The sequence below is a fragment of the Streptomyces vastus genome, from assembly GCF_039532825.1.
Taxonomy (GTDB): domain Bacteria; phylum Actinomycetota; class Actinomycetes; order Streptomycetales; family Streptomycetaceae; genus Streptomyces; species Streptomyces vastus.
Map to the genome: position 1 here is coordinate 1 of NZ_BAAASJ010000044.1, position 12,687 is coordinate 12,687.

Sequence of the window (12,687 nt, forward strand, 5' to 3'; positions counted from 1 at the left end):
CCATGGAGCAGGCGGAGCCGACCTCGCCCTGGCAGCCGACCTCGGCGCCGGAGATGGAGGCGTTCTCCTTGAAGAGCATGCCGATGGCTCCGGCGGCGAGCAGGAAGCGGACCACGCCGTCCTCGTCGGCGCCCGGCACGAAGTTGATGTAGTAGTGCAGGACTGCCGGGATGATGCCCGCGGCGCCGTTGGTCGGGGCGGTGACGACGCGTCCGCCGGCCGCGTTCTCTTCGTTCACGGCCATCGCGTAGAGCGTGATCCACTCCATGGCGTGGGCCAACGGGTCGCCCTCTGCCCGGAGTTGGCGTGCGGAGACGGCGGCCCTGCGGCGGACCTTCAGGCCGCCGGGCAGGATGCCCTCGCGGGACATGCCGCGTTGGACGCAGGCCTGCATCACGTGCCAGATGGTGAGAAGCCCCTCGCGGATCTCGTCCTCGGTGCGCCAGGCCCGCTCGTTCTCCAGCATCAGCGCGGAGATCGACAGGCCGGTGTCCCGGGTCAGGCGCAGCAGTTCGTCGCCCGTGCGGAAGGAGTACTTCAGGACCGTGTCGTCGAGCTTGATGCGGTCCGCGCCGGCCACGCCTTGATCAAGTACAGCCTCGTCGACGACGAAGCCGCCGCCGACGGAGTAGTACGTCTTGGTGAGGAGTTCGGCGCCGGAGGTGTCGTACGCCCAGAGCGTCATGCCGTTCGCGTGGTACGGCAGCGTCTTGCGGCGGTGCAGGATCAGGTCGTCGTCGAAGGAGAAGGGGATCTCCCGCTCGCCGAGCAGCTTCAGGGACTTTTCGGAGCGGATCGCGTCCACGCGCTCGTCCGCCGTCTCGACGTCCACGGTCCGCGGGGAAGCGCCCTCCAGGCCGAGCAGCACCGCCTTCGGGGTTCCGTGGCCGTGCCCGGTCGCGCCCAGGGAGCCGTACAACTCGGCGCGTATCGAGGCCGTCCGGGCCAGCAGGCCCTCGTTGTTCAGGCGGTGGGCGAACATGCGTGCCGCGCGCATCGGGCCGACCGTGTGGGAGCTGGACGGGCCGATGCCGATCGAGAAAAGGTCGAAGACCGAGATGGCCACGGTGACTCCTCAACAACAGGTGGTACATGGGCGGGCACCGCGCACGTACGTCTCAGTGTGCGCGGTGCCCGGAAGAAAGCGCCCGAACAACTCGTACGGAACTACGGAACGTACGGACTTACTTCAGGCCCGCGTACAGCGGGTGCTTGTCGGCCAGCGCGGACACCCTGGCCTTCAGCGATTCGGCGTCGTAGGCGGGCTTCAGCGCCTCGGCGATGATGTCCGCGACCTCGGCGAAGTCCTCGGCCCCAAAGCCGCGGGTCGCCAGGGCGGGCGTACCGATCCTGAGCCCCGACGTCACCATCGGCGGGCGCGGGTCGTTCGGGACGGCGTTGCGGTTGACGGTGATGCCGACCTCGTGGAGGCGGTCCTCGGCCTGCTGTCCGTCGAGCTCGGAGTGGCGCAGGTCGACAAGGACGAGGTGTACGTCCGTGCCGCCGGACAGCACCGAGACGCCGGCCGAGGTGACGTCGTCCCGCATCAGGCGCTCGGCGAGGATCCGCGCGCCCTCCAGTGTGCGCCGCTGGCGCTCCTTGAACTCCTCAGAGGCCGCGACCTTGAAGGAGACGGCCTTCGCGGCGATCACATGCTCCAGGGGACCGCCCTGCTGACCGGGGAAGACAGCCGAGTTGATCTTCTTCGCGAGATCGGCCGTGGACAGGATCACGCCACCGCGCGGACCGCCCAGCGTCTTGTGGGTGGTGGTCGTGACGACATGCGCGTGCGGGACGGGGTTCGGGTGCAGGCCCGCCGCGACCAGGCCCGCGAAGTGCGCCATGTCGACCATCAGGTACGCGCCGACCTCGTCCGCGATGCGGCGGAAGGCGGCGAAGTCGAGCTGGCGCGGGTACGCCGACCAGCCGGCCACGATCAGCTTCGGCCTGGACTCCTTGGCCAGCTTCTCGACCTCGGCCATGTCGACCTGGCCGGTGGCGTCGTCCACGTGGTACGCGACGACGTTGTAGAGCTTGCCGGAGAAGTTGATCTTCATGCCGTGGGTCAGGTGCCCGCCGTGCGCGAGGTTCAGGCCCATGATCGTGTCGCCGGGCTTGAGCAGGGCGAACATCGCGGCTGCGTTGGCCTGGGCGCCCGAGTGCGGCTGGACGTTGGCGTGTTCGGCGCCGAAGAGCTCCTTGATCCGCTCGATGGCGATCCGCTCGACGACGTCGACGTGTTCGCAGCCGCCGTAGTAGCGGCGGCCCGGGTAGCCCTCGGCGTACTTGTTGGTGAGGACCGAGCCCTGGGCCTCCATGACCGCGACCGGAGCGAAGTTCTCCGAGGCGATCATCTCCAGGGTGGACTGCTGACGGTTCAGCTCGGCGTCGACGGCGGCGGCGACGTCCGGGTCGAGTTCGTGCAGGGGCTGGTTCAGAAGCGACATCAGTCAGGAGTCCTTCAGGAGGCGGAGTCGGAGCCGGAGAATTCGGTGTACTCGGCGGCGGAGAGCAGGTCCTTCGGCTCCTCCGCGATCCGTACCTTGAACAGCCAACCGCCCTCGAACGGCGCGGTGTTCACCAGCGCCGGGTCGTCCACGACGTCCTGGTTGATCTCGGTGACCTCCCCGGTGACCGGCGAGTACAGATCGCTGACCGACTTCGTCGACTCCAGCTCGCCGCAGGTCTCGCCCGCGGCCACCGTGTCGCCGACCTCGGGGAGCTGGACGTATACGACGTCGCCGAGCGCGTTGGCCGCGTACTCGGTGATGCCGACCGTCGAGACGCCGTCCTCGGCGACCGACAGCCACTCGTGCTCCTTGCTGTAGCGCAGCTGCTGGGGGTTGCTCATGGCCTGAATTCTCCTGTACGCGGGGGACTGGTGATGAGCGGGTTGTCGTGTGTGACAAGACCGCGGATGCCGGACGGCAGACACGAGACGGCAGATACGAGACGGCACACGGGAACGTACGTCACGTCGGCGCGCTGCCGAACCGCCGACGGGACTACTTCTGACGCTTGTAGAACGGCAACGCCACGACCTCGTACGGCTCGTGGCTGCCCCGGATGTCCACGCCGACACCGGGCGTGCCGGGCGCGGAGTGCGCGGAGTCGACGTACGCCATCGCGATCGGCTTGCCGAGCGTCGGCGAGGGCGCGCCGGAGGTGACCTCGCCGACGACCTGGCCGCCGGAGACGACCGCGTACCCGGCGCGCGGGACACGGCGGCCCTCGGCGATCAGCCCGACGAGGACGCGCGGCGGGTTCTCCTGAGTCCTGGAGGCGGCTTCGGCGAGCGCCTCGCGGCCCACGAAGTCGCCCTCCTTCTCGAACTTCACGACCCGCCCGAGCCCCGCGTCGAAGGGGGTGAGCGAGGTCGACAGCTCATGCCCGTACAGCGGCATGCCCGCCTCCAGACGCAGCGTGTCCCGGCAGGACAGGCCGCTGGGGACGAGGCCCACCGAGGAACCCGCCTCGGTCAGCGCCTGCCACAGCTTTTCCGCGTCGGCCGGGGCGACGAACAGCTCGAAGCCGTCCTCGCCGGTGTAGCCGGTGCGCGCGATCAGGGCCGGAACGCCGGCGACCGTGCCGGGCAGGCCCGCGTAGTACTTCAGGCCGTCCAGGTTCGCATCGGTGAGCGACTTCAGGATGCCGGGGGACTCGGGGCCCTGGACGGCGAGCAGCGCGTACGCGTCGCGGTCGTCGCGGACCTCGGCGTCGAAACCGGCGGCGCGCTCGGTCAGCGCGTCCAGGACGGTCTGCGCATTACTCGCATTCGCGACGACCATGTACTCGGTCTCCGCGAGCCGGTACACGATCAGGTCGTCGAGGATGCCGCCGTCCTCCCGGCAGATCATGGTGTAGCGGGCGCGGCCGGCCTTGACGCTCCCGAGGTTCCCGACCAGCGCGTAGTCGAGCAGCGCGGCGGCCCCTGGTCCGGTGACCGTGATCTCGCCCATGTGGGAGAGGTCGAAGAGGCCCGCCTTCGTACGTACGGCGAGGTGCTCGTCGCGCTCGGAGCCGTACCGCAGGGGCATGTCCCAGCCGGCGAAGTCGGTCATCGTGGCGCCGAGCGAGCGATGCAGCGCATCGAGTGCGGTACGGCGTGGAATGGTGCTGCTCATCGGACAGGGCTCCCAAGGCATGACGGCGAGGTCGTTCCTCCCCATCTGTCATCGGAACCTGAGAGGTTCGCCATGACCTGTACGGTCACTGGCTTGCACCGTGGGTGGAGCCGACGCCCTGGCTACCAGGAGACGGCCCGCTTTTCAGATGTGCCTCGCCCGCGCGGTAACGGGGCCTGAGAGATTCAAGGGAGGAACTTGCTCCTTCGGCGCCCGGACACTCGTACACCTTCGTGTACATGTGCCCGGAACTCTCCCGCGCGGATTCAAGCGGCCGGTATGCAGTTGGCGCGCACATCATCGCACGCATCGGTGCGGCACGGCAGGGGGGACTTTCACAGGGGCTCAGAGGCGTTCACGTCGTTCACAGGGATCTGTGACGGGCCTGTGGCACGGCGAGAACGAAAACGACAGGGTGCTCGCATTACCTTCTCTTTACACTCGACGGGGATGGGTCTCGCGACCCCATGGGGAGGACGAACAGCGTGAACAGGACCACGGCGTACGCGACGGGTGCCGCCGTCGCACTGCCCAAGCAGCCCGCTGTCCCGGCTGTCCCGGCCAAAGAGGCGTGCGGCCCGCTCCCGGCGCCCGTCGTCCGTGATCTGCGGGAGCGCGCGGGACACAGTCCGCACGGCCTGCGCTTCGGCGCGGCCGATCTCGTCGTGGTCACGGGCCTGCCGGGCAGCGGCAAGTCGACCCTGATGCGCCGCGCCGTGACGGGCGTGCGCATCGACTCACAGGACACCCGCGACCGCTGGGACCACCGCCTGTCCCGCTTTCTGCCGTACGCGGTCTACCGCCCTCTCGTACGGGCCGCGCACTACGCGGGCCTGCGCCGTGCCCTGCGCTCCGGCGAGGGCGTCGTCGTGCACGACTGCGGCACCCAGGCCTGGGTGCGCAACTGGATCGCGCGCGAGGCCAGGCGCCGCGGCGGCACGCTGCATCTGCTGCTGCTCGACGTTCCGCCGGACACGGCCCTGGACGGCCAGCGTGAGCGCGGCCGCGGGGTCTCGCGGTACGCCTTCGCCCGGCACCGCGCCGCGGTCGCCCGGCTGCTGCGCTCCGTCGAGAAGGGTGACCTGCCGGAAGGCTGCGGTTCGGCCGTCCTCATCGACCGGTCCGCGGCGGACGTGCTGCGGCGGATCGACTTCGGCGACTGAACGGCTCGCGCCACGTGGGCGCTAGGGTTTTCAGTCGCAGCGGTCGCTGCCCCGGCGGTGGTATCCGGCCTATCCGGCACTGGTTCCGGCAGTGGGTTTCGAGCAGGTGGTAGAGGCAGATGGACTTCCCGGCACAGGCGCACCCCCATCCACACGTCGGCTGGCCCGGCAACGAGTTGGAGGAGGTGCTCGCCGCGTCCCTCGGCGCTCCTGCGGGGCCCGCAGCGCCCTCAACGGGTGCCCGGATCGTGGAGGTCCTCGGACGCAGCTTCCTCTGGGTGCCACTGCCGAACGGCGGCGGCCCGCACAGCGGCCCGCTGGACCTGCCCGCGATGGAGCTCGGTGGACAGGCGTACGTCCCGGTCTTCAGCTCGGCGCAGCAGTTCCGGCAGATCGCCGGCGACCACATGGCGTACACGATCGCGCCCGCCGTCGAGTTCGCGCGCGGACTGCCGCCGCAGGTGGGCATCGCGGTGAACCCGGAGGGCACGGTGGGCATCCCGCTGCCCCCGCCCGCCGTCGCCGAACTGTGCCGCGCCGGCCGCACCGAGCTGGACGGCCCCGCGAGCGGCGGCCGGGTCCGCCTGTTCGAGCCCGACTGGCAGCAGGACCCGGTGGACTTCCTGACGGCCGCCTCCACCGAGTTCGAAGCCACCGGCGCCGTACGAACCGCCCGCCGCTGCCTGGCAGCCATCGAAACGGCAGACCCGGTCCTCTTCATAGGCGTGGAACTGACTTCCTGGGACCCCGAGGCCCGAACCCACCCCCTGAACGCCCTGGGCAGAGCCCTGACCCGAGCCCCAGCCCCCTGGCCGGTCAACCTGGTCTTCCTGGAAGCAGCCCACGACCCAGTAACCACGTGGCTACGAGAACGGGTCCGCCCCTTCTACCAGGGTCCCGCTGCAGCGCCCCTGTAAGGGGCGCGGGGCTGCATCGATTTGCGGCTCCGCCGCGTGGGCGCGACAAGCCACAACGGACCGGCAGCCCGTAATCGACATGGAGCCCCGAGCTCAAATCGGCACATGCAGCGGAGGCCGGCTCACATCGGTTCGGCCGGCGCAGCGCATAAGCTGGTTTCATATCCGAGTCAACTTCTCGAAGGGGCGGTACAGGTGAGCGCCAGCGGCATCGCGGCCGGGCAGGTCGAGCACATGCTGCGCCAGGTCACGCCCGGGCGTTACGACGCCTACGAGGCGCTCCTGCGGGCGCTCGCGACCCCCTCGGCGGGCCAGATCTGGATGCTGCTCTGGCACGGGCAGGCCGGCTCACCGGACGCCCAGTACGGGAACATGGAGGTGGAGGGCTTCAGCTACGCGCCCTGCGTCACCTCCGCCCAGGAACTCTCGGCCAGCGGCTGGAACCGTTCGTACGAAGTCGTCGACGGCCTCGATGTGGCCCGCACCCTCTACCCCGACCACTACGGCCTGTGGCTGAACCCGCACGCGCCCGGCGGCGGCGTCGGCGTCCCCTGGCTCGACCTGCGCCGCATCGCCACCGGCCTGGAGCGGCAGCCCGCAGGACCGCTCCGGATGGCCGAGCCGAGCATCGAACTCCCGCAGTTCTACGCCCTCCTGGCGCAGAACGCGCATCGCACCGCCGCCGTGCGCTCGCTGCGCCGCGCCTGGGTGCAGCCCGCCCTTGGCGCTCCGTATCTGGCCATCGGGCTCGATGTGTACGACACGAGTCCGCCCGCCGTGGACTCGGTACGGGCGATGATGCAGCAGTCGATCAGTGCCGTGCCGGAGGGGCTGCCGGTGTCGACCGTCGCGATGTCCGACGAGTACGACCCAGTGGCCATGTGGATGCGGGCCATGACGCGCCCGTTCTACGACCGCGAGGCCCACGCGGCCCCCGCGCAGGCTCCGGTGGCGGGCGGATACGGCTACCCGGATTCTTACTGACCTCTCGTACTGACCCGCTGGTACTGAGCCGCTCGTACTGACACTCCGTCGGACTCCGCCCGACGCGGCTGACCCGGGCTCACCTCGCCAGATCCCCTCCGTTCGGCTTCCGTTCGACCTCGATTCGACTTCGGATCCGGTTCGGGTTTATTGTCCCGATCTACGCGGGTAAACGCGGCGTGTGACTCTTGAGTATCAACTGTCCCGCGTCCGCACCTCGTTACGTACCGTTCGGATAACGGAACGTCGCAGACAGCATCACGTTTAGGCATCCATTCACCGCCAGGTCTGGCAACAGATCGCTGAACCGTTGAAGACTCCGGCTTCGGGGGTGTTCGCCCCTGTGTACGACGGACTGATCACGCCGCTTACAAGCGGCATGTGGGGGCCGGCTACAGCCGGTTGAGAGGGGTCGCTGCCACGATGACGGCACCATTGCACGAGCCGACCGCGGAAGCGGCCCCGAGCGCTGCCGAGGAGGCGGTGCTCGCCGGCTCCGCCGAGGGCAGGGCGGTACAGGGGCGTTCCCTCGGCCGGATCGCCTGGGAGCGCCTCAAGCGCGACAAGCTGGCCCTCACGGGCGGCGTCGTCGTGCTCGTACTGATCGCGATCGCACTGCTCGCACCGGTGATCACCAACCTGGTCGGGCAGGACCCGGAGACGCACCACGAGGACCTGATCGACCCTCTCTTCTCGACCCCCAAAGGCTCCTGGGGCGGCATCAGCGCGGACCACCCCTTCGGCGTCGAACCGGTCAACGGGCGTGACGTGTTCGCCCGCATCGTCTACGGCGCCCGCATCTCGCTTCTGGTCGGCTTCCTGTCCGCCCTCGTCGCGGTCGTGCTCGGCACGGTTCTGGGTGTTCTCGCCGGGTACTTCGGCGGCTGGCTGGACGCGGTCATCAGCCGTGTGATGGACGGTCTGCTGGCCTTCCCTCAGCTGCTCTTCATCATCGCGCTGGTCTCGGTCATGCCGAACGAGATGCTGGGCCTCACCGGCACGGGCGTGCGCATTTTCGTGATGATCCTGGTGATCGGCTTCTTCGGCTGGCCCTATGTCGGACGCGTGGTGCGCGGCCAGACGCTCTCGCTGCGTGAGCGCGAGTACGTCGAGGCCGCCCGCAGTCTCGGGGCCGGGCGGGTGTACATCCTGTTCAAGGAGCTGCTGCCCAACCTCGTCGCGCCCATCATCGTGTACACGACGATGATGATCCCGACCAACATCCTCACCGAAGCGGCACTCAGCTTCCTGGGCGTGGGCGTCAAGCCGCCCACAGCCTCCTGGGGGCAGATGCTCTCGAGCGCGATCGACTACTACGACTCGGACCCCATGTACATGGTGATCCCGGGTCTGGCGATCTTCATCACTGTGCTTGCCTTCAATCTTTTCGGCGACGGCGTGCGCGACGCGCTGGATCCGAAGGGTTCCCGCTGAACTGCCGTACCCCCAGGGCCCGTCATCTGTCGGCGGGCCGCTACACACACGGAGGATCCGAGTGACTACCCAACGCACCACAGGGCGGCGCAAGCAGGCCGTGGCCGCCGCCGGCGTGGTCGCCGCGCTGCTTGCCACGGCGGCGTGCGGCGGCGGCGGCACCGACGAAGGCGGGGAAGGCGGCGCGGCCGGCTTCAACGCCGCCAACAACAAGGTCGCCCAGGCCTCCGAGGCCAAGAAGGGCGGCGAGCTGAAGTTCGCCGGTGTCCAGGACGCCGACTCGTGGGACACCACGCGTGGCTACTACGGCTTCGCCTGGAACTTCATGCGGTACTACAGCCGCACGCTGGTGACCGGCAAGACGGAGCCCGGAGCGAAGGGCGCCGAGGTCACCCCGGACCTCGCCACCAGCACGGCGAAGATCACCGACGACGGCAAGACGTACACGTACACGCTGCGTGACGGGGTGACCTGGGAGGACGGCAAGCCGATCACCTCCAAGGACGTCAAGTACGGCATCGAGCGCCAGTGGGCGCAGGACGTGCTGTCCGGCGGTCCCGTCTACCTGAAGGACGTCCTCGACCCCAAGGGCGAGTACCCGGGCCCCTACAAGGACCCGTCCGCGGACAAGCTGGGTCTGAAGGCGATCGAGACCCCGGACGACAAGACCATCGTCTTCAAACTGCCCGCGGCCAACTCGGACTTCGAGGACATGCTCGCCATGGCCTTCGCCTCGCCGGTCCGTCAGGACAAGGACACCAAGTCCAAGTACGGCCTGAAGCCGTTCTCGTCCGGCCCGTACAAGTTCCAGTCGTACACGCCGAACAAGAAGCTGGTCCTGGTCCGCAACGAGAACTGGAAGCAGTCCTCGGACCCGGTTCGCAAGGCGTACCCGGACAAGATCTCGCTGACGCTGTTCACCAACGCCAATGACATGGACCAGCGCCTGATCAACGGTGACTACGATCTGGACATCAACCAGACCGGCATGTCCCCGCAGGGCCGCACCACTGCCCTGAAGGAGCACAAGGGCAACCTGGACAACCCGGTCTCCGGCTACGTCCGCTACGCGGTCTTCCCGCAGAGCGTGAAGCCGTTCGACAACGTGGACTGCCGCAAGGCCGTGCTCTACGGCGCCGACCACGAGTCGCTGCAGACCGCGCGCGGCGGCCCGGTGGCCGGCGGTGACATCGGCACCAACATGCTGCCGCCGTCCGTCCCGGGTGCCGAGGGTCAGAAGTACGACCCGTACGACATGGCGGGCGCGGACAAGAAGGGCAACGTCGCCAAGGCCAAGGAGGCGCTGAAGGCCTGCGGCCAGCCGAACGGCTTCAAGACCACCATCGCGGTCCGCAACAACAAGCCGGTCGAGGTGGCCACCGCCGAGTCCCTGCAGGCGTCGCTGAAGAAGGTCGGCATCGACGCCGAGATCGACCAGTACGACGGTGCGCAGACCACCGGCATCATCGGCAGCCCCTCGAACGTGGTGAAGAAGGGCTACGGCATCATCATCATGGGCTGGGGCCCGGACTTCCCGACTGTCCAGGGCTTCGGGCTGCCCCTGTGGAGCAGCAAGTACATCCTTGAGAGCGGCAACAACAACTTCGCCCTGATCAAGGACAAGACGATCGACGGCCTCTTCGACGACTACGTCAAGGAGCTGGACGACGCGAAGAAGGAGCAGATCTCCACGGAGATCAACCACAAGGTCATGGAGGGCGGTTACTACCTGCCCTTCGTCTTCGAGAAGTTCATCCACTGGCGCGGCAACAACCTGGCGAATGTCTACACGACCGACAACTACAGCGGTCAGTACGACTTCGTGAACCTGGGTCTGAAGAAGTAAATCCGACCGGCGCACCCGCCATACGGCACGAAAGGCAGGTGAAGGCCGGCGCGGCGTAACTCGTGGGCCACCGGAAGACCTCCGGTGGCCCACGGTCCGCCGCCGGGCCGAGAGCAGTGCTCGCTTACCTCACCAGGCGGCTCTTCGCCGCCGCAGTGATGCTGGTGGTCATCATCCTGGTGGTCTTCTGCATCTTCTTCCTCGTTCCCCGCTGGGCGGGCGTGGACCCGGCCACGATGTTCGTGGGCAAGCAGGCCGACCCGGGGGCCGTCGAGGCGGTGCGCCAGAAGCTTGGCCTCGGCGATCCGATCCTCGTCCAGGTCTGGGAGTTCTTCAAAGGCCTCTTCGCGGGACGTACGTACGTCGGTGGCGGCGACGTGACCAACTGCGCGGCACCGTGCTTCGGTTACTCCTTCCGCAACGAGCAGGCCATCTGGCCGGTGCTCACCGACCGCTTCCCGGTGACCCTGGCCCTCGCGCTCGGTGCCGCCGTGCTGTGGCTGCTGTTCGGTGTCGCGGCGGGCGTGCTCTCCGCGCTCAAGCGCGGGTCCCTGTGGGACCGCGGCGCGATGGTCGTCGCCCTCGGCGGCGTCTCGCTCCCCATCTACTTCACCGGCCTGCTGTCGCTGGCGATCTTCAGTTACGGACTCGGCTGGCTCGACGCCCAGTACGTCCCCATCGAGGAGAGCTTCGGCGGCTGGTTCGGCGGCATGATCCTGCCCTGGATCACCCTCGCCTTCCTTTATGCGGCGATGTACGCCCGGATCACCAGAGCCACGATGCTGGAGGTCATGGGCGAGGACTACATCCGCACCGCCCGCGCCAAGGGCCTGCGCGAGCCGGTCGTGATCGGCAAGCACGCCATGCGCTCCACCATGACGCCGATCCTCACCATGCTCGGCATGGACCTCGGCGCCCTGATCGGCGGCGCGATCCTCACCGAGACCACCTTCAGCCTTCCCGGCCTCGGACAGGCGGTCCTCAAGGCGATCAGCGACAAGGACCTCCCGGTGATCCTGGGCGTCACGCTGATCACCTCGCTCGCGGTGATCATCGCCAACCTCGTCGTGGACATCCTGTACGCCGTGATCGACCCCCGAGTGAGGCTCACATGACCGAACTCAGCAAGAGCGGGTCGGCGCTGAGCGAGCCCGTCAAGGACTCGCCCGCCCCGACCGCCTTCCTCGAAGTCCGCGACCTGAAGGTGCACTTCCCGACCGACGACGGACTGGTCAAGTCCGTCGACGGGCTCAGCTTCACGCTGGAGAAGGGCAAGACCCTCGGCATCGTCGGCGAGTCCGGCTCCGGCAAGTCGGTGACCTCGCTCGGCATCATGGGCCTGCACACCACCGGCCAGTACGGCAAGCGCAAGGCGCAGATCTCCGGCGAGATCTGGCTGGACGGCACGGAACTGCTCACCGCCGACCCTGACCACGTACGCAAACTGCGTGGCCGGGACATGGCGATGATCTTCCAGGACCCGCTGTCGGCGCTGCACCCGTACTACACGATCGGCCACCAGATCGTGGAGGCGTACCGCATCCATCACGACGTCGACAAGAAGACGGCGCGGCGGCGCGCGATCGAGATGCTCGACCGCGTGGGCATCCCGCAGCCCGACAAGCGCGTCGACGGCTACCCGCACGAGTTCTCCGGCGGTATGCGCCAGCGCGCGATGATCGCGATGTCGCTGGTCAACAACCCCGAACTGCTCATCGCGGACGAGCCGACGACCGCCCTGGACGTGACCGTCCAGGCGCAGATCCTCGACCTGATCCGGGATCTGCAGAAGGAGTTCGGCTCCGCGGTCATCATCATCACCCACGACCTGGGCGTCGTCGCCGAGCTCTCCGACGACATCCTGGTGATGTACGGCGGCCGCTGCGTCGAGCGGGGCCCGGCCGAGAAGGTCTTCTACGAGCCCCGGCATCCCTACACCTGGGGCCTGCTGGGCTCGATGCCGCGCCTGGACCGCGACCAGCAGGAGCGGCTCATCCCGGTCAAGGGCTCCCCGCCCTCGCTGATCAACATCCCGTCGGGCTGCGCCTTCAACCCGCGCTGCCCGTACGCGGACGTCCCCAAGGACAACGTCACCCGCACGGTCCGCCCCGAGCTGGCCGAGGTCGGCAGCCACCACTGGGCCGCCTGCCATATGACGCAGGAGCAGCGGGAGCGTATCTGGACCGAAGAGATTGCGCCCAAGCTGTGAGTGAGAAACC

The 12,687-nt window shown here is 68.4% G+C and carries 11 protein-coding genes and 2 riboswitches; of the genes, 7 read left to right on the plus strand and 4 right to left on the minus strand.

Annotation, left to right across the window (positions count from 1 at the left end; translation table 11 throughout):
* From ABD357_RS22630 to gcvT, 4 genes are all read right to left on the minus strand, one after another.
* Positions 1-1,066 (minus strand): L-serine ammonia-lyase (locus ABD357_RS22630; protein WP_344392442.1); only part of this gene is annotated, 1,066 nt, incomplete at its 3' end.
* Positions 1,067-1,184: 118 nt separating this feature from the next.
* On the minus strand, positions 1,185-2,447 hold the full coding sequence (glyA, locus tag ABD357_RS22635; RefSeq protein ID WP_344392443.1) for a serine hydroxymethyltransferase: 1,263 nt from the start codon (positions 2,445-2,447) through the stop codon (positions 1,185-1,187).
* Positions 2,448-2,461: 14 nt separating this feature from the next.
* Positions 2,462-2,851 (minus strand): glycine cleavage system protein GcvH, encoded by a 390-nt coding sequence (gcvH, locus tag ABD357_RS22640; RefSeq protein ID WP_344392444.1) that lies wholly within the window; start codon positions 2,849-2,851, stop codon positions 2,462-2,464.
* Positions 2,852-3,005: 154 nt separating this feature from the next.
* On the minus strand, positions 3,006-4,124 hold the full coding sequence (gene gcvT / locus ABD357_RS22645) for a glycine cleavage system aminomethyltransferase GcvT (RefSeq protein WP_344392445.1): 1,119 nt from the start codon (positions 4,122-4,124) through the stop codon (positions 3,006-3,008).
* A 35-nt stretch (positions 4,125-4,159) separates the two neighbouring features.
* Positions 4,160-4,278: riboswitch (glycine riboswitch) on the minus strand.
* A riboswitch (glycine riboswitch) is annotated at positions 4,279-4,393 on the minus strand.
* 198 nt (positions 4,394-4,591) lie between these two features.
* Between gcvT and ABD357_RS22650 the strand changes: the two genes are divergently transcribed.
* From ABD357_RS22650 to ABD357_RS22680, 7 genes are all read left to right on the plus strand, one after another.
* Positions 4,592-5,287: an AAA family ATPase gene (locus ABD357_RS22650; protein WP_344392447.1), complete on the plus strand. Its 696-nt coding sequence runs from the start codon at positions 4,592-4,594 to the stop codon at positions 5,285-5,287.
* Between the two features lie 119 nt (positions 5,288-5,406).
* The gene (locus ABD357_RS22655; RefSeq protein ID WP_344392448.1) at positions 5,407-6,204 is read left to right on the plus strand and encodes an enhanced serine sensitivity protein SseB; all 798 of its coding nucleotides are present in this window, start codon (positions 5,407-5,409) and stop codon (positions 6,202-6,204) included.
* A gap of 195 nt (positions 6,205-6,399) precedes the next feature.
* Positions 6,400-7,188 (plus strand): enhanced serine sensitivity protein SseB C-terminal domain-containing protein, encoded by a 789-nt coding sequence (locus tag ABD357_RS22660; protein WP_344392450.1) that lies wholly within the window; start codon positions 6,400-6,402, stop codon positions 7,186-7,188.
* A gap of 423 nt (positions 7,189-7,611) precedes the next feature.
* Positions 7,612-8,622, plus strand: a complete 1,011-nt coding sequence (locus ABD357_RS22665) for an ABC transporter permease (RefSeq protein WP_344392451.1) — start codon at positions 7,612-7,614, stop codon at positions 8,620-8,622.
* A gap of 61 nt (positions 8,623-8,683) precedes the next feature.
* A complete protein-coding gene (locus ABD357_RS22670) occupies positions 8,684-10,468 on the plus strand; it encodes an ABC transporter substrate-binding protein (RefSeq protein WP_344392452.1) in 1,785 nt (594 codons plus the stop codon).
* Between the two features lie 116 nt (positions 10,469-10,584).
* Positions 10,585-11,583 (plus strand): ABC transporter permease, encoded by a 999-nt coding sequence (locus ABD357_RS22675; RefSeq protein ID WP_344392634.1) that lies wholly within the window; start codon positions 10,585-10,587, stop codon positions 11,581-11,583.
* Positions 11,580-12,677 (plus strand): ABC transporter ATP-binding protein, encoded by a 1,098-nt coding sequence (locus ABD357_RS22680; protein WP_344392454.1) that lies wholly within the window; start codon positions 11,580-11,582, stop codon positions 12,675-12,677. Before ABD357_RS22675 ends, ABD357_RS22680 begins: the two co-directional genes overlap by 4 nt.
* The last annotated feature ends 10 nt before the right edge of the window (positions 12,678-12,687 follow it).

Coding starts and splice junctions, on each gene's coding strand:
- glyA (WP_344392443.1), bottom strand. CDS start 2,447: ATGTCGCTTCTGAACCAGCCCCTGCACGAACTCGACCCGGACGTCGCC.
- gcvH (WP_344392444.1), bottom strand. CDS start 2,851: ATGAGCAACCCCCAGCAGCTGCGCTACAGCAAGGAGCACGAGTGGCTG.
- gcvT (WP_344392445.1), bottom strand. CDS start 4,124: ATGAGCAGCACCATTCCACGCCGTACCGCACTCGATGCGCTGCATCGC.
- ABD357_RS22650 (WP_344392447.1), top strand. CDS start 4,592: ATGGGGAGGACGAACAGCGTGAACAGGACCACGGCGTACGCGACGGGT.
- ABD357_RS22655 (WP_344392448.1), top strand. CDS start 5,407: ATGGACTTCCCGGCACAGGCGCACCCCCATCCACACGTCGGCTGGCCC.
- ABD357_RS22665 (WP_344392451.1), top strand. CDS start 7,612: ATGACGGCACCATTGCACGAGCCGACCGCGGAAGCGGCCCCGAGCGCT.
- ABD357_RS22680 (WP_344392454.1), top strand. CDS start 11,580: ATGACCGAACTCAGCAAGAGCGGGTCGGCGCTGAGCGAGCCCGTCAAG.